Origin of the sequence: Kribbella sp. NPDC051718 (assembly GCF_040681515.1) — a bacterium.
GTDB lineage: Bacteria > Actinomycetota > Actinomycetes > Propionibacteriales > Kribbellaceae > Kribbella.
The window spans coordinates 46,971-64,859 of record NZ_JBFAYZ010000001.1 but is presented as its reverse complement, the minus strand read 5'-3'; the positions used below and the strand labels follow the sequence as shown (position 1 = coordinate 64,859).

The following is a 17,889-nucleotide window of genomic DNA, read 5'->3' as shown; positions in this document are numbered from 1 at the left end:
CCGCGCGGCGGGATCGACATGGCTGAGTTCTACGGGGGAAAACGCATGCATCCGCGAGTGCTGGATGTGGGCCCGCAAACGGCGGCGATTCTGTCCGAGGCGCACGGGAAGATCAATGCGTTGCCGGGTGGGGATCATTATCGGCGTTATGACCTGGTTCGTAATGTGATGGCGGGGATCACTAGTGTCGACGCGTTTTATGTTGGTTTGTTTCAGGGGGCGACCAGGATTCGGTTGCCTTATTGTTATGACGGCGAGAAGTATGATGTGCCGGAGACGCATACGTTTGCGCCCAATGGGCCGACTGCTTGGGTTTTCCGGGAACAGCGTACGTATCGGTACCGGATGGATGGCGGCAAGGTGGTGAGGGCCGGGTTGTCGTTCGGGGATCCGCGGAAGATGTCTGCCGATGTGGTCACGGTTCCGTTGTTCAGGTTGCCGGAGGCGCGGCGGGAGATCTTCGGGGTGGTCTCGATGCACTCGTACCAGGCCCACGTGTACGGGGACGAGGAAGTGGCTGCCTTCGAGTGGCTGGCGGAGGTGCTGTCCCGGGCGCTCAACCGGGACTGGGAGGACGACCGGGTGATCAGTCTGCTTCCCGGTGTGGGAGGCGGCTCGGTTGTGCCGCTGACCGCGGAGAGCGTGGTGGATTACGTGGTGGCCAGGCTTGATCGGCTGCGGGGGCAGTTGCAGGCGACCGCTGGACAGCTCAAGGGCGGCGAGGTCGGTACGGCGGCTGCGGCCGGCGCGCTCGACGATCTCGGGCACGAGTGCGGGAGCTTCCAGACCGACCTCACCGAACTGCTGCTGCGGGTCGACGACGAACCGAGCCGGCGCTTCGGCACCCTGACCGAACGCGAGCAGGCGGTCGCCGTCCTGCTGGCCGCCGGGCTCACCAATCCCGCCATCGCCGAGCGGCTGTCCGTCTCCGCCGAGACGGTGAAATCGCACCTGGCCCGGATCCGGGAGAAATACGGCATGACCGAGCGGTCCCAGCTCGCCGACGACATCTCGGCGCATTTGGGCAGGATGTCACCGGGGAATTGATATGGGGTTTTCCGGGCCGGGCGGTTCACATTTGTGAGCCGGCCCGGCCGTTCGTGCGCCCGGATAATCCGCGCTCACCCGGAAGGTGAGAATCGCGGTATTTGATTTCACCCGGTGGGGGATAGTGCCCGGGCCGCATTCCGCGCAACCATCTTTTCGGGGAATTCAGCACGGGGAGGTGCGCTGTGGGGTTGATGATCGGAATCGATCTGGGTACGACGTATTCGGCGGTCGCCGTCGTGGACCGGTCCGGCCGGCCGGAGATCGTGCCGAACGCCGAGGGGCAGCGGATCACACCGTCCGTAGTCTTCTTCTCCGGCGACGTCGCGCTGGTCGGTGCGACCGCCAAGCGGTCGGCCGCGATCGAGCCACTGGACACGGTGCAGTTCGTGAAACGGGCGATGGGGGATCCGGCCTGGCGGTTCGAGACCGGCTCGGGCCGGCAGTTCCGCCCGGAGGAGATCTCGGCCATCATCCTGCGGCGGCTCAAAGAGGATGCCGAGGCGTACCTCGGCGAGCCGGTGACCGACGCGGTGATCACCGTACCGGCGTACTTCGACGACGGCGCCCGGCGAGCGACCCAGGACGCGGGAGCGATCGCCGGCCTGACGGTTCACCGGGTCCTGAACGAGCCCACCGCGGCCGCCCTCGCGTACGGCGCGAACCGGCCGACCGTCGGCACCGTGCTGGTCTACGACCTCGGCGGTGGGACCTTCGACGTCACCATCATGCGGATCGCCGATGGCGAGTTCGAGACACTGGCGACCAGCGGCGACCGCAACCTCGGCGGCTTCGACTGGGACAACGCCTTGATGCGGCTGATCAACGAACGGTTCCAGGCGGCCGGCGGACCGGACCTGCTGGACGACGACCGGACCGAGGCGGACCTGCGTGACCGGGCGGAATGGGCGAAGCACGCGCTGACGATGATGCCGGCCGCCCGGGTGGTGATCTCGGCCGGTGGCAGCACCGAGACGATCGAGATCACCCGGGCCGAGTTCGAGGACGTCACGGCGCACCTGGTCAGCCGGACCCGCGACCTCGCGGAGATCCTGATCGAGGACGCCGGGCTGGTCTGGAGCGACATCGACCGGGTGTTGCTGGCGGGCGGTTCCACCCGGATGCCCGCGGTCCGCGCGATGGTCGCGAAGATGTCGCACCGGGTCGCGGAGTCCGCCGTCAACCCGGACGAGATCGTGGCGCTCGGGGCCGCCGTCCAGGCACAGGTGCTGACCGCCGGCAACGGCCAGGGCCCGATGCCGGAGGTCAACGGCGTACCGATCAGCATTCGCGACGTCACCTCGCAGGGCCTCGGGACACTGGCCCGGATCGAGGGCACGTCCCGGATGGAGAACGTCGTCATCGTCGCGCCGAACACCCCGATCCCGGCGTCGAACAGCGAGCTGTTCCACACCGTGGTCGACAACCAGACGAGCTTGTTCGTCCAGGTCACCCAAGGCGATGACCAGGACGCTGCCTACGTGAAGGTGATCGGCGAGCGGGAGCTGTCGATCCCGCCGTATCCGGCCGGCGCGCCGGTCTCGGTCGCCTTCGCCTACGACCTCGACCAGACGGTCTTCATCGAACTGATCGATCTGACCAGCCACCAGTCGCTGGGCACCTTCGAGGTGTCCGACGTGGCGAACATGACGCCGGCCGAAAGAGACCAGGCCACCCGCAAGATCCATGAACTGGAAGTGAGTTGAGACGATGAAGACGACGCAGTTTGTGGACCTCTACCAGGTCCTGCAGGTGCCGGCCACCGCGACCGAGGAAGAGATCCGGTCCGCGGTCACCAAACAGCGACGGCAGTGGGTGAAGCGGCAGACCAGTGCCGACCCGGACCGCCGGGCGGAGGCCGAGGCCCGGGTCCGCGACATCGACCGCGCCGAACAGGTGCTGCTGAACCAGTTGACCCGGCAGGGGTACGACCGCGAGCGAGCTGGTCAGCGGCCGTCCGAGCCGGAGGCGCCCGCCGGCGAGATCGCGGGCAGCTGGCTGGACAAGGCCCGCGAGTACCTGCTCGCCGACAACCCCGGCGCCGCGAACTACGCGGCGAGGGAGGCGATCGGCAAGGAGGGCAACGACGCCGAGGCGTGGTTCCTGAGGGCCCACTCGTCGTTCCTGCTCGGGAACGGGCGGGATGCGGGCTACGAGTTCGTCGAGGCGATCAGGCTGCGGCCCGACTCGGCGCTCTACCACTACGGGTTTGCCGAGGCCTTCGCGGCGCAGGACAAGTGGAAGGAAGCGCTGGTCGAGTACGAGCACGCCCTGCGTCTCGAGCCGGGCAACCCGGAGTACCGGACCTCGATCGCGGTCGCCTACCTGCAGGACGACAAGGCCGACCGGGCCGTCGAGTTGATGGAGGCCCTGGTCAAGGAGTTCCCCGATACCGAGGTGTACAAGTACTACCTCGGTCTGGCTCTGCACGACAACGCGCTGGATTCCCTCGGCCAGATCAAGCCGTTCGTCTACAACGGCCGGATGGTCGACGCCGGTGGATACGCGGTGGTGTCCGAGGCTCAGATCCGTTGGGTCGAGGCGCAGGGCAGCCGGATCCGGGCTCTGAAGTCCAAAGACGCCGAGATCCGCAAGCTGGGCGAGCGGTTGATCGAGATGGCCGCCGAAAGCCGCACCATCCGCTGGAACCTGGACGGCAGCGGTCCCTGGATCGGAGCCTTCATCCTGCTCGGCGTGATCCCGTTCTTCGCCGGGTTCAGCGGAAGCGCGGGGGCCGTGTTCTTCGGCCTGGTCGCCGGTGGCTTGATCGCGGCGATCTTCACGACCACCCGTCGGTTGCCCGTGTGGAAGCAGAAGTTGAAGGCGCTGACCGAGAGCGGGCGCCTGCTCCGGCCCGGGATCTGACCCGGATGGAGACCAGCACAGACCTTCAGACGCTGACCGAGGAGTTGGCGGGACTGCGCGACATGTTCCGTCGGCGCCTGCTGAACGACAAGGCTCAGCAACAGGTCGTCGACGAGCTCTCCAAACGCCTCGACAACGCCGACAGCCGGTCGGCAGCGGCGATTCTGGCGCCGGTACTACACCAGCTGGTGCTGGTCCTCGACCGGATCGACGCCGAGGCTCCACTCGCCTCGGTCCGCGACGAGCTGACCGAGATCCTGACCCGGTCCGGGGTGCTCCGGCTCGGTCCGACGGCCGGCCTGCCGTTCGATCCACGGTTCCATCACGCGGTCGCCCGGCTCGAGGTCACCGACCCGGCCGGCGACGGTGTGGTCGCGACGGAGCTGAGGCCCGGCTACGTCATCGACGGGACGGTACTGCGCCCCGCCGAGGTCACCGTCGGTCAGTTGCCATCGACAACAAGCTGCCTGCGGGAGACCGCGGGTGTGGGGGAAGACAACACAACCGGAGGGGGAAAAAGCTGATGTGTTGGGTGCCGTTCGGCATGACATCGGTGAGCGTGTGAGGCAGTAGCAGGGGGAGGAGAACGAGCGCGGCGGCATCCGGTCAGTCCGGACGGCGCCGCGTTCGTTCGCGCTCCGGCCGGCGCTGCGGCGTCTGTCCGTCGGTAAGTCGTGAGGGCCTGAATTCGGTCCCCGTCGTCGGAAGAGTGGTGGGCAGCAGATGAACCGGAGCACCACTGTGCACAGCCCGCTCGCACCGGACCTGGACGGCGACGTCGAGGTCCGTACCGGGCCGGATGGAGCCGTCGTCATCGGCCCGCCACCGGTGGGCGCCGCCGGACTGAGCTTCATCGCTGTCACCGGAGGCCTGCTGGCCGTCGATCCGATGGCGCCGCACGGTCCAGGCCAGCTACGGATCAGCGACCCGTCCCAGGCGTGTGCCGTCGAGGCGATCTACGGCGCCGAGGTTGCTGCAGCGGTGAACGCGGCGGGCGACCGACCGATCCGCCTTCCACTGATGGCATCACCAAGTCGCGATGCCTTGGTGAGCCTCGGCGTACTGCGCTGGCTGGCCGCCCGCTGTCCGATAGCCCTCGACCGTCCGCTGCTTGCTGCCGAGGAGAACATCCTGACCACCCGCCTCGGTGACCTTCTCGACGAGGACCACACTCGTGGTCAGGCGCTGCTCGACTCGATACCGTCGGTACCTCCCGCCGTGGAGCCCGGCCGTGCCTGGGCAGTGATCGGTGAGCTCAGTCCGCGAGGTGCGCCGGTGATGGGCAAGGACGACTCGCTCCTGCGTCGTGGCTGGGGGCCGGTCGACTGGGATCGGACATCGCCGACCGCGACCTCTCGTGCCGAGGATGCCGTGTCCTGGCGGATCCTGGCGCGGGCCGGCGGGGATCTGCTGACCGTCGTGGTCAGGACCTTTCCGCCGTCGCCGTACGCGGAACTTCTGGTGGTACCGGACGCATTGCCGCCACCACCCGAACTGCAGGCGACCTTGCATTCGTCTGCGTGGCCGGAACCGCTCGCCGTCGTCGAGTTGACGCTCCGTCCGGAGAACGGAGCGCTGATGGGGTCGGGCCGGCTGGATCCGGTCGTCGCAGACAAGGTCCGGAACTCCCAGGGATCGGCATTGTCTGTGGAAGTCGAGAGCCGCGGGATCCCGCAACTCCCACGCCGCGGTGCCGAAGCGATGCGCGCCGCCGCTGTCCGCTGGGCCACTCGAGGTTTGTGCTGCTTACGGCTGGCCTCGGTCGCCCCAGCCGGGATACGCGATGACCTCACCACGATCGGTACGGAGGCCCTCGCTTTCGCGGCTCGCCGCTACACCGAACTACCGGACAGCGCAGCCGCCGCGCAGTGCTTCGCCTTGGAACCAACGGCAGTAGGGGCGACACTGGCCGAGATCTGGTACGCCGCGGCACACCCGGCGGATTCATGACACTGATCACCCACCAGCAGACGGTTTGGCGCCTCACCCTCGAACCGATGGGCGCACATGTCGCGTGGTCCCTGCTGCACACCGACGGTACGAGGCCGGCGTCCGCGATCGCCGGGGGAGTGATCAGGGACAGCCGCGATGCCGCGACGTCGAGCCTGGCCATCGCTCCGCAACGATCGGCGGACGGGCAGATCGACCTGTCCAGGAACAGCCTGGCCGATCCGATCCTCGAGCGGGCGACGGCAAGGCTGCTCGGCGCCAGGTTGCTGCCACCCGTTCTGCTGGAAGGTCTGCGGGAGAACCGCAGGCATACGGTGCAGATCGCGGCGCGGGGCTGGCCGGCCACTGTGCCGTGGGAGGCGGTGTCGGTCGACGACCGCACGAATACCCGACTGATCGAGCGGGCCGTCCTGGTCAGCGCGATGTCACCCGGAATCGAGGCCACGCGGGCCAGATCGGCGCTCCCGGTCGTCCCGGCCGCACCGGGACTCGTGATCGTGGACCCCGGGCCGGCGCAGGACAGCCTCTCCGGCGAGTGTGCCATCTACCCGGGCAGGTTGCCGGCCGAACTGATCGGCCCCGGCGGGCTGGCCGTCGACGATGTTGTTGCCCCAGGCAAGCAGACGATGAGTGCCGATGAGGCCGCCCGGACCCTGACCGAACGTACCTGGTCGAGGTTGCTGTACCTGGGCCAGCTGACCGTGGGCAGTCCGGAACGACCGGAGGCGGCCGCACTCGTGTTCCAGCGGCACGGGTTCCGCGATCCGCTGACGGCCGGAATGTGGCTGGCGGATCCTGCCCGCTGGCCCGCCCCCGCCCGGGTCGCGCTGATCGGCTGTGGCAGCGACGATGCCCGGTTCACCGAGGCGGATGGACTCCCGGTGGCAGCGATCAACGCGGGGGCGCAACTGGTGACGTGGACCCGGTGGACGCTGCCGGCCGATCGGCTGCGCTCCTCCGGGCTGCCTGCGACCGAGTTGGCGCTCGCAGTACATCGTGCTCATCGCTCGGAGAGTCCGATCTTGGCTCTGCGGGACTGGCAGCTGGCAAAACTCGAAGCCTGGAAGGCCGATCCGGCACCGGAGACGTCTCCGCTGTACTGGGCCGCGCTGACCAGCTACCTGGCCCCGGGCGGCGACCGTGGATGACACCTTCCAGGCCCTGCAGGAGTTGCTGGCTCGCTTCGAGGCCGGTCTGATCGCAGGCGAGGATGTCGTACCGCTCGTGCGCGAGATGGTGCTTGTGGCCGGTCGGTCGACCGACCCGGGCCGCTGGAACGATGCGCTCGCCGAGGAGCTCCGTGGCTATCTGAGCGATCTGTGGCCCGAGGGTGACGAGGAGCCGCCGCCGATGCTGGCACCGTGTCTCGACGCGGTCTGCGAGTTCGTCCTGGTCGTACCGTGTCCTGAGCTCGCCTGGCTGCTGCTCGTCCGGCTCGACCCCGAGACCACCGGACCGGAGCCGGTGATCGCCGACATGTCCGCACTGCTGGCGATGGGGGACACGGTCGAGGCCGAGACGCGGGCCGAGGCGCTGATGGCCCGCGCCGACGCCGAGCGCGAGCGCGGGAACGTCCAGAGCAGCATCGCTGACTGGGTCGAGGCCTACGGACTGTCCGACGACCCGACGGTACGGATCGCGTGCGCCACCGAACTGGCGGTTGCGCTGAGCGAGCGCGAGGAACTGGTCGATGCGGCGGAATGGGCCTGGCGGGCCGGTCTGCTGGTCGAGGAGACCGAGCCGGACGGAGACCCGGAGTTCTGGAACGAGGTCATCGTCGCCCAGGCAGCGGCGATCGAGCACGTGCACGCGGCCGACGGGCCGATCGAGCAGATCCGGGCGCTGATCGACCGGATCCTGGCCAGGCCGCACTGGTGGCCGGAGGGCACCGGTGGTACCGATCTGAGCGTGCTTGCCGCCAGCGCGGCCGTGCAGGACAACGACGTCTCTGCGGCGCTCGACCACCTCGCCAAGGCGCGGCTCTACTGGGACGAAGCCGACGAGTTGGTCCGGGCCGACTGGCACCTCACACGCGCCGAGACCGGAGTGATCGCGGGCGATCCGATTGCGGTCGAACAGGCGGTGCGGAGCGTGGAGCCGTGGATCAGGCAGGCGGGCAGCGACGAACAGCGAGGCCGGTTCGAAGTCCTGGTCCGGTGGTCGACCGGTGTGCTCGGTTCGCCGGAGCACGGTACTGCGGACGACGCCGTCAAGGTTCTCAACGACCTGGTACTCCGGATCCGCTCCGGGGTGGTTGACGCCAGGGAACTCGACTTGATCGACCGGACCGTGGCGGAGTGCGAACCGGCCACTCAAGGGCACTTGGTCGTCTCGCTGTACGCGATCAAGACCATGATGCTGGCCAGCCTCGAACGAGTCCCGGAAGCCCGGCAAGCAGCGGAGCTGGGGCGTACGGCGTACCGGAGGCTGGAGGAGGCGAAGCCAGGTGGCTATCCACTGCTGATCCGGTCGGGCCTGGAGATGGCCGACGTGATGATCGAGCTGGCCGCCGGGCAGCCGGCCGAGGCGGTACGCATGCTGGATGCGAGCTGGCGAAAGAGCGCGGCGGCCGGCTCGCTGGCGGCTACCTGCGCAGCAGCCTCCACCGCGGCCTGCCTTCACCTCAAGGTGCTTCGGCAACCGCAGGAGGCGCTCGAGGCAGCGGTCGTCGCGTTGACCGCGGCCCAGGAACTCGAGTACGCCAAGGCCGACAGCAGCGACCGGCTGTCGTTCGCCGGACTGCACGAGAACGTCCGCGGCTGGGCGATCGATGCCGCTGAGGAGTTGCGGGATCCGCGGCTGATGGCGGAACTCCTCGAAGTACTGCGGGCGCGAGCCATCCCGTACGTCTCCGCGAACGGCCAGGCGGCCGGACCGCTCGGCTCGCTGCTCGGTGCGGCGCTGGCCGCGATCGAGACCGCCGAACCGACGGCACCCGGGATGGAGTTGCCGCCGCCACCGTTGATCGTGATGCCGTGGGGATCGGTTGCTCTGTCGCGCTGGTTGAGCTATCCGTCCGGCGTCGCCAGATGCTCCGGCCGGGTCGGTCTGGAGCCGATCCACTGAGCGATCCGGTCTGGACCTGACAGATAGTTGACAGTTCGTTCGATCTACTCGGTCCTGCGGGGCGCTCGCCACAACCATGGAACAACCAACCGCTCGGAGGGGGGCGGCGATGGTTCGCAACAGGGGGTTGAGGGGATGTCAGCAGGTGTTGATGATCGACTCGCGGAGCTGGTTTGGTACGGGACCGCCAAGCTCCGTCGTCGAGCGCACGTGGCGGTGGGGCACGCGCACTGCCCGACCCGCGGAGTTCCTTACGCGGAGAACGAGGGCAGGGTCCACCAGCTCTGCCGCGACGATGGTTGCCTGGGCATCATGCACGAGGTCTACGTGCGGGCGATCCAGCGGTTGGGGGACCGTAGGGAATCGATGTCACCGGTCAAGGACCGGCTGCGCTACGCCCGGACGATCGTGTCGTCGCAGGTGGCCGACTACGAACGCGACGGCCGGGTACGCCGGGGCCTGCCGGCCAAGCCGACCCGCAACGACGGGATCGCGGCCCGGATCAACGTCGCGCTGGACGCCAAGGGCGTGGACGAGCACCAGCGGGCCTGGCTGCGGATGCTGTTCCGGATGATGCGTGGCTACGCCTGTCGCGACGACCGGCGCAGCGCGGTCTGGCCGGTCGATGTCTGGGCCGGTGAGAAGAGCACGGTCGACGGCGGGCTGCGGGTGATCGGAGCGGCCGCGACCCGTGCTGAGCTGTCGGCCGATATCGCTCTGGTACTCGACGTCGCTGAGCAGGTCGCCGGGCGCCGGTGGGTCGACGACGCGATCCGCCATCCGCTGCTCACTTTCACCGGGCCGCTGACCGAGGAGCATCAGCGTGAACTGCCGGCCACGGCGGTCGACCCGGTCGACGTGGTCTCGATCGCCGCGCTGCGTTCCAGGTTCTGGTCGCTGCTGCAGGAGGGAGCATCAGCGCAGGAGGCGTTGAACCGATCGGCCGACGAGGTGCTGGGGCATCGGGCGGAGTGCGACGTGGGGGACGTCTTGGAGGATCTGCTGGCACCGTGTTCCGATCAGGACCAGCCGATTCCGTAGGCGAGGCCCTGGCGCACGATCGGCCAGTCGGCGGCGACCGATCGTCCGGTGCCGAGGTCGAGCAACCGGCCGGTCGGAACGCCTTCCTCGATCGACAACGGCGGTACGCCGTCGTAGCTCCAGACGGCGCCGACCTCGGTGTCGGGGTCGAAGGTGACGCTGGCGTGGAAGGATCGGGTCCGGCGTACCGCGACCAACGCGTTGTAGGGGCGGACGAACGCACGGGACGGCATCGTGACGGCGATGCCGACCCGATGCGTCTGCATCGCCTTGAAGGTCTGCGGCAGATGGACCGTCAGTTGCCAGCAGCTGAGGGAGAACCGGTTCACCTCGACCAGTTCCGCGCCTTCGGTCGCCTCGACCGTGAGCTCCTGGCCGGCCGGCGTCCCCGCGCTGTGCGGCACGTTGAACGACTCGCACAGGTACCGCACGTTGTCGTGGGTGAACTTGATGTCACGCACACTGGTGAACCGGGGGCGCTTGCCGATCACGGCATGCGACTCGAGCTTGTCGACGTACCAGCCCTTGGTGGCAAAGGGATTACGGTCGTCGTTGATCAGCGCCCGGCGCTCCAGTACCTGGGCCACGGCCCGGTCCGCCTCGGTCAGCCGGCGGCTCATCGTCCGGTTGCCCCGGTCCATCAACCGGCCGAGCCGTTCGAGCCGCTCGGTCAGCAGCGGCGCGGTGTCGTCGACTCCCAGGCCGGCCCGGAACACCCTGGCCAGATCGGTGGGTATGACCTCCGCGGCCGAGACCAGCGTCGCCCGGATCAGGCTGCGGCTCTCGGCTTCGTCGGGCTCGTTGTCGCCGTAGATCAGCTCCCGCAGGGTGGGGCCGAGGCGCTCGCCGACGGCAGGCGCGTGGATGCCGCGGCCTCTGTGCAGATCGTCCAGCTCCCTGGTCAGCAGGTCGACTCTGGAACTCACAAACTCTCACCTCGGTCCGGTGTAGCCGATAACGATGGGGGACCTACCCCGCACCGTATCGCTCCTGGCTGCCGAGCGCCTGTTCAGTGCGTCGGCGGTAGCGGTGCCACGGTGACTCGGACGGTCCGGTTGCGGATCGCGAGTTCGGGAATCAGTTCGCCGGTTCGCGAACGGTCGTTGACGAACGCGCCGAAGTGCTTGCCGACGCCCACCGCGACGATGGAGGCAGGTGAGACGTTAAGTACCTCGGCGAGCAGGCTGCGGAACGACTCCGCCCGGTCGGTGGACACGCGCTTGCGGCCGGCCTCGGTTCCCCACGAGCTCGTCGTACCGGTCACCGTCAACCTGCCCGGGCAGTTCTCGAACGCCTCCGCGACCCGCTCGGCGGCCGCCCGGGCCTGCGGGGGCGCGAGGAACTCGGCGGTGTCCGGCTTGAACTGCACGACGGTCTCGGGAATCACCTGTTCCTTGCAGGGCTGGGGCTTCCGGCCCGGTGGTGGTGGTTCGGGTCGCTTGACCGGAACCACCGAGACCTCGAACTGCGACGTGGACGGCACGGCCGCGAGGACCGCCGAAGCGAAGTCGACTGTCGTGCGCTTGTCGCCGGACCGGATCAGGATCGTCCGCCAGAGGTCCTCCAGCTGCTTCTTCCGCCCCTCGTCCAGTGCTTGCTGCGGCGACGTGGTGGCGCCGAGGCCGAGGACCACGACATGGATGTCCCGTAGATCGGGCAGGTTGGTGGGCTTGTGGCTGTTCAGCCGTTCCCAGATGTCCTCGGTCGTCCAGTCGAAGCCGAGCCGCTGGAACTGCAGATCTCCCGCGGTGGGCAGCAACGGGTCGGCGATGATCAGGAGCTTCTTGGTGGCGGGGCTGCCCTTCAACTGCCGGGCCGCGACCGCGATCGCTGCCAGCGGATCGCTCTCGGCCGCCTCGGCGGCCGCGCCGTCGATCTTCGTGACGAACTCCGACTTGGCGTCGGAGATCGCGTCGAGCCGGTCGGGGCCCGACTTGGCCGTGCCGATGATCTTTCCGTCGACGATGGGCAGGCCGTCGACCGTACCGTCCACGCCGACGGCGGTCAGGCGGTCCCCGTTTGTCAACTCCGGCAGGACTTTCAGGACCTGCTGGCCCGACATCTTCGGCGCGTTGCGGTGGACGCTCACCACCACCGCGACGTCGGACGTCATCGGTAGTTGCTCCGCCTTCGCCGGCTCATGCTTGCCACAGGCAACCAGTGGCGAGATGACGGCCAAGACGACGGCTGCCGTCAGCAATCGTCGCCGGCCGGTGGGTCTTGTGCTCATTCGGTCGTCCCCCTCGATAGTGAAGCTCTAGAACCAGTTCCGGCCGTGGGTCGGGCAGCTGACCTTCAGGAAGCAGTGCACGTAGTCCAGCCGGCCGTGGGCGGGCGACTCGCAGACCTCCAGCGGCTCCGCGCACGCGCGGCAGCGGCCCGACCGGTCGGGCTCGATCCGCCGCCACTTCCAGAACCGCCAGGTCATGCGACTTCCCCGCTGGTCAGGCCGGTGGTGAAGTCGGGGCTGCCCATCATCGTGACCAGGCTGTCGCGGTAGTGGCGTTTCACATGGGTGCCGGCCCGGACCAGCACCACGTCGTACACGTGCCGGCGTGCTTCGTTCTGCTTCTCGATCATCCGGCGCTTGAAGTCGGCGTGGTTGGTCACCGCCGCCAGTTCCGACCGCAGTTTGCTGAGCTTGCGGCGCAGCAGGGCGATGGTCGTGTCGAGCTTGATCGCGTCGGCCCGGACCGGGTTGTGGGTCAGTACCTTGATGAACATCATCGCGATGCCGACGGCGAGGACGGCGAGGAACCACATCAGCAGCGTCGGTACGTAGGAGAAGGTCTGAGCCGTGCCGCCGGTGGCTGCGATGGCGCGTTGCTCGGACTCGAAGATCTGGCGCGACGCGTCGGTCCGGGCCAGGGCCAGGGCGACCCCGAAGAGGACCCAGAGCGCGGTGCCGAGGAAGACGATCTTGTCGAGCCGGTTGGCGTTGCCGCGTCGCTTGCAGCCGACCAGCCGGGTTCCGCAGACGTACGGAACCATGACCATGAAGACGATCAGCATCGCGGCCAGGCCGGTGGTGAGCTCCACGTCCTCCTCGTCGTGGAGGAAGGTGCCGATGATCCGCCGCAGCACGTACCCCTCGGGGAGGCCGAAGATGATCAGCAGGCCGACCGTGGTGAACCACAACTTCAGCCGCTCGGGCCGCAGCACGATCTGCCAGCGGTTGTCCGAGGTGGGCACCGACGGCTCGGTCGCGCTCCAGTCGGTGTCGTCGGACGCCAGCTTCTCGCCGCGCAGGATCCGGCCGAGCTCGGCCCTGCTCTCCTCGGCGGCCGCCAGGTCGGTCTCGAGATGGTGGGCCCGCAGTTCCAGCTTGGCGTAGGAGAGCTGGTTGCCCTTGCTGTCCTCGGTCGACTCGAGCGCATGGTGGACGAAGTGGTCCCCCTCGGCCTCGGACAGGATCCGGCGGACCTCCTCCTCGGACCGCAGTCGCTCGATCTTCGCGTCGATCTCCTTCTCGTACGGGAGTTGTCCCTCGATCGCCTCCACCACGGTCACGTCGTACGCGCCGCTCTGGACGTCGGCCTGCGCCTTCGCCTCAGCCGCCTTCAGCTCCAGCGGCAGGTCGAACTCCGGTGGCAGCTGGGTGAAGGCGGGCAGGTCGCTGTTGCGCTGCACCAGTGCCTCGATGCCGTTGTTTCGCACGCGACGGGAAAAGAACTTCATGCTCGCCTCCTCAGGCGCTGCGGGTTTGGACGCTGGCCAGATGGGTCCGGCGATGGCGCCAGCCCGGCCCTTCGTACGGCGGCCCGGACGGTACTTCGGTGATCTTGCGATCGGCCCTGGAGTAGCGGCTGCGGTTGTACAGCTCGACGCGGACCAGGTACGCCCCGCCGCACAAGCCGTCGAGCGTCTCGTACTCGCCCTCCAGCTGACCGAGCTCGGTCTGTACGGCGGCCAGGCGGACTGTGGCCGCCCGGCGTTCATTCGTCCCGGTCTATAGCGCGTCCAGCGACGTCAGCTCCCTACGCCGTTCGCGCGCCCAGTCGTGCAGTTGCCGGGCGTCCCCGGCCGGTCGGGGCCGGGACGCGGGTGGCGCGGCGGCTGGCGCGGCTAGCTGCGCCTCCAACGTCGCCTGCTCGACCTCCAGTGCGTCCTGGCGCTCCTCGAGCTGCTCACGGAGCGCGAGTGAGAACTCGTAGTACCGGGCGTGCAGCGTCAGCGTCCAGCCGGTGGCCTCGCCGATCGGCACCCGCCGGTACCGCGCGCAGTCACGGAACGCCTTCCATCTGATCTCCCAGCGCTCCTTCCGCTGGATCTCCAGCGGCGGAGCCGATGCCTGCGCGGCCCAGCCGGCCAGCGACTTCCTGTTCATCGCGCCTCCCTCTCACGGTGGGTCCTGACGGACCGTGAGATTTCCGGGCTGCGAGGTCTCACCCGTGGGGTGAGACGTAGTTGAGCGGAAGATCATCCTGCGGGGGATGGGCGGGAAGTGCGGAGAGTGACAGTCTTTGCGTTGGGGGGATGGAGGAGGCCGATGGTTCGGGTGGTTCAGGGGTTGCTTGTTCCGGTGGGGGCACTGGGGACAGGTGGTCCGGGCACTCGGGCGGGTCTCGGAACTGTGGGCGTGGGTGGTGGTGGACGGTGTGACCGGGGAGCGCAGGGCTCCAGGTTGGGGATGCGTCGCAAGGGTCGGTTGAGTTCAACCAGGTGGTGAACTCGAAACGATCGATCGCCGGATGTACTGGGGGCGGTACATCGGGCGGTCCGCATCCAACTGGTCATACAGGTCGCCACCCCCGCGTTCACGTGAACGGTCTTGGCTGAGAAGGAGAAACGGTGGAGGCCGTTCGTGAAGTGGTGGTGATCGATCCCGTCGATCTGCAGGCGATCCGGGAGACGGCCGAGCGGGTCGGGGCGCAGACGGCTGAGGTGCCGCCGTTTCGCGGGATTCAGCCGGTGATGGCTTCGGTACTCGTCGTAGGCGAGCGTGGAGCGGTCGGCCAGGTGCGGGCGGAGATCGAGCGTCGCCGGGGCGGACTGGTGTTCGACCTGCGAGTGGGCGCGGTCCGGCCGATTCACCGGAGCCGGGCGCTGGGCCACAGGGAACTCAAGGTAGTCGCCGCGGACGGCATGGTGACGGTCGCGGAGTGTGACACGGAGCTGGTCGCCGCGCTCACCAGGCTGGCCTCGGGACGAGGGGAGAAGACGGTCGCGAGCGTGCGCGACCTGGTCGACACCCTGAGCTGATCCATCTGGCACCGTCGCCACTTGCTGCTATTGGCATCCGCCGTGTTCCCGGCCGACCCCTTGGCAACCGAGCGTGACGACGGCATAGTCCTGCTTGCCAGGAAGGACTAGCTAGGGGGACGGCGGCCGGTGAATTCCGACAAGCCTGCTCCGCTGCGGGTGGACGCCGAGACGGCGATCATCCTGCGCGAGGCGTACCACAAGATCCAGTCGCTCTACCGGGGCGACCACTACGGTCTGTACGACTACGTGCGGGCGGTCTGCGCCAAGATCGCCCGGGTGGACACCTTCTACGTGGGGTTCCTGCACGGCACGAACCGGGTCCGGTTCCCCTATGGCTACGACTCCGGTACCTACCTCGATCCGGACACCCACAACTTCGGGCCCAACGGTCAGACCGCGTGGCTCCTGAAGCATCGGCAGACCTACCGGCTCGCCTATGACAACGGTGCCGTACTGCGCTCGGGCGTCCAGTTCGGCGACCTCTCCCGGACGTCGGCGGACGCCGTCACGGTGCCGATCTTCCGGGCCGGTGAGGGCGGCACCGATCGGTTGTTCGGCATGTTGTCGATGCACAGCTACGAGCCGAACAGCTACGACGACAACGCGGTCCGCGCGTTCGAGTGGCTGAGCGGGTTCGTGGCGCGGGTACTGACTCGCGAGGGTGAGGACGCCGAGGCGCTCCGCCGGTTGCCGGCCGGCGACGAAGGGCAGAACCTGCTGACGTCCGATCGAGTGATGGAATACCTCGGTCACCAGATCGCGTCACTGCGCGCGATCGCCGTCGAGGCGATGGCCGAACCCGAAGGGTCGGGCGCGGCGGTCCAGGGGCACCTGAGTCGGCTGGTTCGCGCCACCGAGCAGATCCAGTCGGAGCTGATGGAGATGATGCTCGACACCGACCAAGGCCCCGAACGCCGCTACGCCAGCCTGACCAAAGCCCAGCAAGGCGTGGCGGTCCTCCTCGTCGACGGCTTCGACAACGACCAGCTCGCCGCCGAACTCGGCATCAGCCTCAACACCGTCAAGACCCACCTCAGCGCGATCCTGAAGAAGTACGGCATGGTCCACCGCGCCCAGGTCGCCGACGACGTCCGCAAGTACCTCGCCCGCTAGAGCAGCCGCTCCGCCAGCCACGGCTCGACGACGGGCAAGATCTTCGCTGCTTGCATCGCTTGCATGTGGTCGAGGCCGTCGAGTAGCTCGATCGTCCACCCGAGTTCCTCGAGCAGTTGCTTGTTGGAGGCCACGGCAGAGCCGATGCTGACGAGAGTGTTGCCCCAGCGTTCGCCGTACTGGATGTTGTCCGCGCTTCCGGCGATGCAGAGTCGCGGAATGGTCAGCGTGACGGCATGGTCGTCAAAACCCTGCAGGGCTTGGTAAAGCGTGAGGAATTGCTGGGTTTGGTCCTTGGTCAGGGGGACCTCCGTACTGTCCCAGTCGCCGGGCTCGACGACGGCGCCCGAGACAGGTTGGCCCGCCTCGGCGTGCGTCGCGGCCGTGACGGCGAGCATCGCGTCGTACGGGCCGTCGAGCGGTGGGTAGCCGCCCATCGCCAATGCGGTCAGTCGATCGGTGCGGATGGCGAGTTGGAGGCCGGCCATGCCTAGCCAGCTGTATCCGTAGTACGCGAAGGTCGAAGCGTCGGCGGCATCCGCGACGGCCAGGAAGTCGTCGACCAGGACCGAAGGGGTGAGCGTCGTCGGCTTCGGATGGGCTTGGAGGAATCCCTCGTAGTCGAAGGCGATCACCCGGAATCGCTTGCTGAAACCCTCGACGAGAGCGTGCCCGAGCCCCGGATCGGCGCCCCAGGCCCGCATCTGGTCGGCCTCAGTGCCTTCGACCGGCGGGGCGGGATTGACCGGCAGCAAGAGATTCGGCCCGGTGCCGTGTACTTCGAAGTCCACCACGATAAACTCCTTACGTCGTATAGAAAAACGATAACACTTTACGTCGTAAGGAGTAAAATGCGGACTGATCCGGCGCGGGCGATCGCGGTGCTGTGGGGCCGGGCGGCCGGTCCCAGGCGCGGGCCGCGGCAGGCTGCGAGTGTCGAGGAGATCGTCGCCTCCGCGATCGGGATCGCCGACGCGGACGGGCTCGACGCCGTCACGATGCGTGCCGTCGGCAACGAGCTCGGCCGGACCGCGATGTCGCTCTACACCTACGTCGTCAGCCGCGATGTGCTGATCGATCTGATGTACGACAGCGTCCACGCGGAGCTGGGCGAGGTCCGCGCGGGCGGCGACTGGCGGAAGGCGGTCGCGCGGTGGAGCGGCAAGCTCCGCGACCTCTATCTGGAGCATCCGTGGCTGCTCGAGATCCAGTCGGCGCGACCGGTGCTCGGTCCGCACGAGCAGCAGGTGCTCGAGTCCCTGTTGAGGATTCTGGCGAGCGCGGAATTGACCTTCGAGGATCGTCAGGCGGCGACCAGTGCGCTGTTCAGCATCGTCAAGGGCGCGGCCAGGCAAGCCGTCGATGCCCGGGCGGCGATCACGAAGGCGGACGCCGAGTGGTGGGCCGCCGCGGGCAAGGCGCTCGCCGACGCCGCGCCGGATTTCGCCGAGCGCTTCCCTGAGTCGACGGCGGTCGCGGCTCACCAGCGCCGGCTCGGGGCGCAGCCGTGGGTGACGGCTGCCGACCAGGCGTTCACGAGAGCCATCGAGCTGCTGATCGCCGGCATGGATAAATTGAGGGATTGAAGTAAGTCTGCGGATC

18 protein-coding genes are annotated in these 17,889 nt (G+C 68.2%); 11 read left to right on the top strand and 7 right to left on the bottom strand.

Annotated elements, in window-relative coordinates; translation table 11 throughout:
• Positions 1-18: 18 nt before the first annotated feature.
• From AB0M15_RS00315 to AB0M15_RS00280, 8 genes are all read left to right on the top strand, one after another.
• Positions 19-1,047: a LuxR C-terminal-related transcriptional regulator gene (locus tag AB0M15_RS00315; protein WP_363812373.1), complete on the top strand. Its 1,029-nt coding sequence runs from the start codon at positions 19-21 to the stop codon at positions 1,045-1,047.
• A 194-nt stretch (positions 1,048-1,241) separates the two neighbouring features.
• Positions 1,242-2,753, top strand: a complete 1,512-nt coding sequence (locus AB0M15_RS00310) for an Hsp70 family protein (protein WP_363812371.1) — start codon at positions 1,242-1,244, stop codon at positions 2,751-2,753.
• A 4-nt stretch (positions 2,754-2,757) separates the two neighbouring features.
• Positions 2,758-3,912 (top strand): tetratricopeptide repeat protein, encoded by a 1,155-nt coding sequence (locus AB0M15_RS00305; RefSeq protein WP_363812369.1) that lies wholly within the window; start codon positions 2,758-2,760, stop codon positions 3,910-3,912.
• 5 nt (positions 3,913-3,917) lie between these two features.
• Positions 3,918-4,436, top strand: coding sequence for a nucleotide exchange factor GrpE (gene grpE, locus AB0M15_RS00300; RefSeq protein WP_363812367.1), 519 nt, complete (start codon positions 3,918-3,920; stop codon positions 4,434-4,436).
• Positions 4,437-4,635: 199 nt separating this feature from the next.
• Positions 4,636-5,862, top strand: a complete 1,227-nt coding sequence (locus AB0M15_RS00295; protein ID WP_363812365.1) for a hypothetical protein — start codon at positions 4,636-4,638, stop codon at positions 5,860-5,862.
• Positions 5,859-7,010, top strand: coding sequence for a hypothetical protein (locus tag AB0M15_RS00290; protein WP_363812363.1), 1,152 nt, complete (start codon positions 5,859-5,861; stop codon positions 7,008-7,010). The genes AB0M15_RS00295 and AB0M15_RS00290 overlap by 4 nt, the downstream gene beginning before the upstream one ends.
• The gene (locus tag AB0M15_RS00285; RefSeq protein ID WP_363812361.1) at positions 7,003-8,928 is read left to right on the top strand and encodes a hypothetical protein; all 1,926 of its coding nucleotides are present in this window, start codon (positions 7,003-7,005) and stop codon (positions 8,926-8,928) included. Before AB0M15_RS00290 ends, AB0M15_RS00285 begins: the two co-directional genes overlap by 8 nt.
• 135 nt (positions 8,929-9,063) lie before the next feature.
• Positions 9,064-9,969 (top strand): hypothetical protein, encoded by a 906-nt coding sequence (locus AB0M15_RS00280; protein ID WP_363812359.1) that lies wholly within the window; start codon positions 9,064-9,066, stop codon positions 9,967-9,969.
• On the opposite strand, the gene AB0M15_RS00275 is transcribed toward AB0M15_RS00280, so the two are convergent.
• The 6 genes from AB0M15_RS00275 to AB0M15_RS00250 all read right to left on the bottom strand — a co-directional run bounded on the left by AB0M15_RS00275 (position 9,948) and on the right by AB0M15_RS00250 (position 14,296).
• Positions 9,948-10,895 carry a hypothetical protein gene (locus AB0M15_RS00275; protein WP_363812357.1) on the bottom strand — a complete coding sequence of 316 codons (948 nt, stop codon included), beginning with the start codon at positions 10,893-10,895 and terminating at the stop codon, positions 9,948-9,950. The genes AB0M15_RS00280 and AB0M15_RS00275 overlap by 22 nt on opposite strands.
• An 83-nt stretch (positions 10,896-10,978) precedes the next feature.
• A complete protein-coding gene (locus AB0M15_RS00270; RefSeq protein WP_363812355.1) occupies positions 10,979-12,199 on the bottom strand; it encodes an OmpA family protein in 1,221 nt (406 codons plus the stop codon).
• Between the two features lie 27 nt (positions 12,200-12,226).
• On the bottom strand, positions 12,227-12,397 hold the full coding sequence (locus AB0M15_RS00265; protein ID WP_363812353.1) for a hypothetical protein: 171 nt from the start codon (positions 12,395-12,397) through the stop codon (positions 12,227-12,229).
• Positions 12,394-13,647, bottom strand: a complete 1,254-nt coding sequence (locus AB0M15_RS00260; protein ID WP_363812351.1) for a hypothetical protein — start codon at positions 13,645-13,647, stop codon at positions 12,394-12,396. The genes AB0M15_RS00265 and AB0M15_RS00260 overlap by 4 nt, the downstream gene beginning before the upstream one ends.
• A gap of 10 nt (positions 13,648-13,657) precedes the next feature.
• Complete coding sequence (locus tag AB0M15_RS00255) at positions 13,658-13,822, bottom strand: hypothetical protein (protein WP_363812349.1); 165 nt, start codon at positions 13,820-13,822, stop codon at positions 13,658-13,660.
• Positions 13,823-13,918: 96 nt separating this feature from the next.
• Complete coding sequence (locus AB0M15_RS00250; RefSeq protein WP_363812347.1) at positions 13,919-14,296, bottom strand: hypothetical protein; 378 nt, start codon at positions 14,294-14,296, stop codon at positions 13,919-13,921.
• Positions 14,297-14,760: 464 nt separating this feature from the next.
• On the opposite strand from AB0M15_RS00250, the gene AB0M15_RS00245 reads away from it, so the two are divergent.
• A complete protein-coding gene (locus tag AB0M15_RS00245) occupies positions 14,761-15,171 on the top strand; it encodes a hypothetical protein (RefSeq protein ID WP_363812345.1) in 411 nt (136 codons plus the stop codon).
• A 129-nt stretch (positions 15,172-15,300) separates the two neighbouring features.
• Positions 15,301-16,287: a LuxR C-terminal-related transcriptional regulator gene (locus AB0M15_RS00240; protein ID WP_363812343.1), complete on the top strand. Its 987-nt coding sequence runs from the start codon at positions 15,301-15,303 to the stop codon at positions 16,285-16,287.
• Here the strand turns inward: AB0M15_RS00240 and AB0M15_RS00235 are convergent.
• Positions 16,284-17,081: an alpha/beta hydrolase gene (locus AB0M15_RS00235; RefSeq protein ID WP_363812341.1), complete on the bottom strand. Its 798-nt coding sequence runs from the start codon at positions 17,079-17,081 to the stop codon at positions 16,284-16,286. The two genes, AB0M15_RS00240 and AB0M15_RS00235, sit on opposite strands and share 4 nt — an antisense overlap.
• A gap of 57 nt (positions 17,082-17,138) precedes the next feature.
• Here AB0M15_RS00235 and AB0M15_RS00230 point away from each other — a divergent pair, with 57 nt between their 5' ends.
• On the top strand, positions 17,139-17,873 hold the full coding sequence (locus AB0M15_RS00230) for a TetR/AcrR family transcriptional regulator C-terminal domain-containing protein (RefSeq protein WP_363812339.1): 735 nt from the start codon (positions 17,139-17,141) through the stop codon (positions 17,871-17,873).
• The last annotated feature ends 16 nt before the right edge of the window (positions 17,874-17,889 follow it).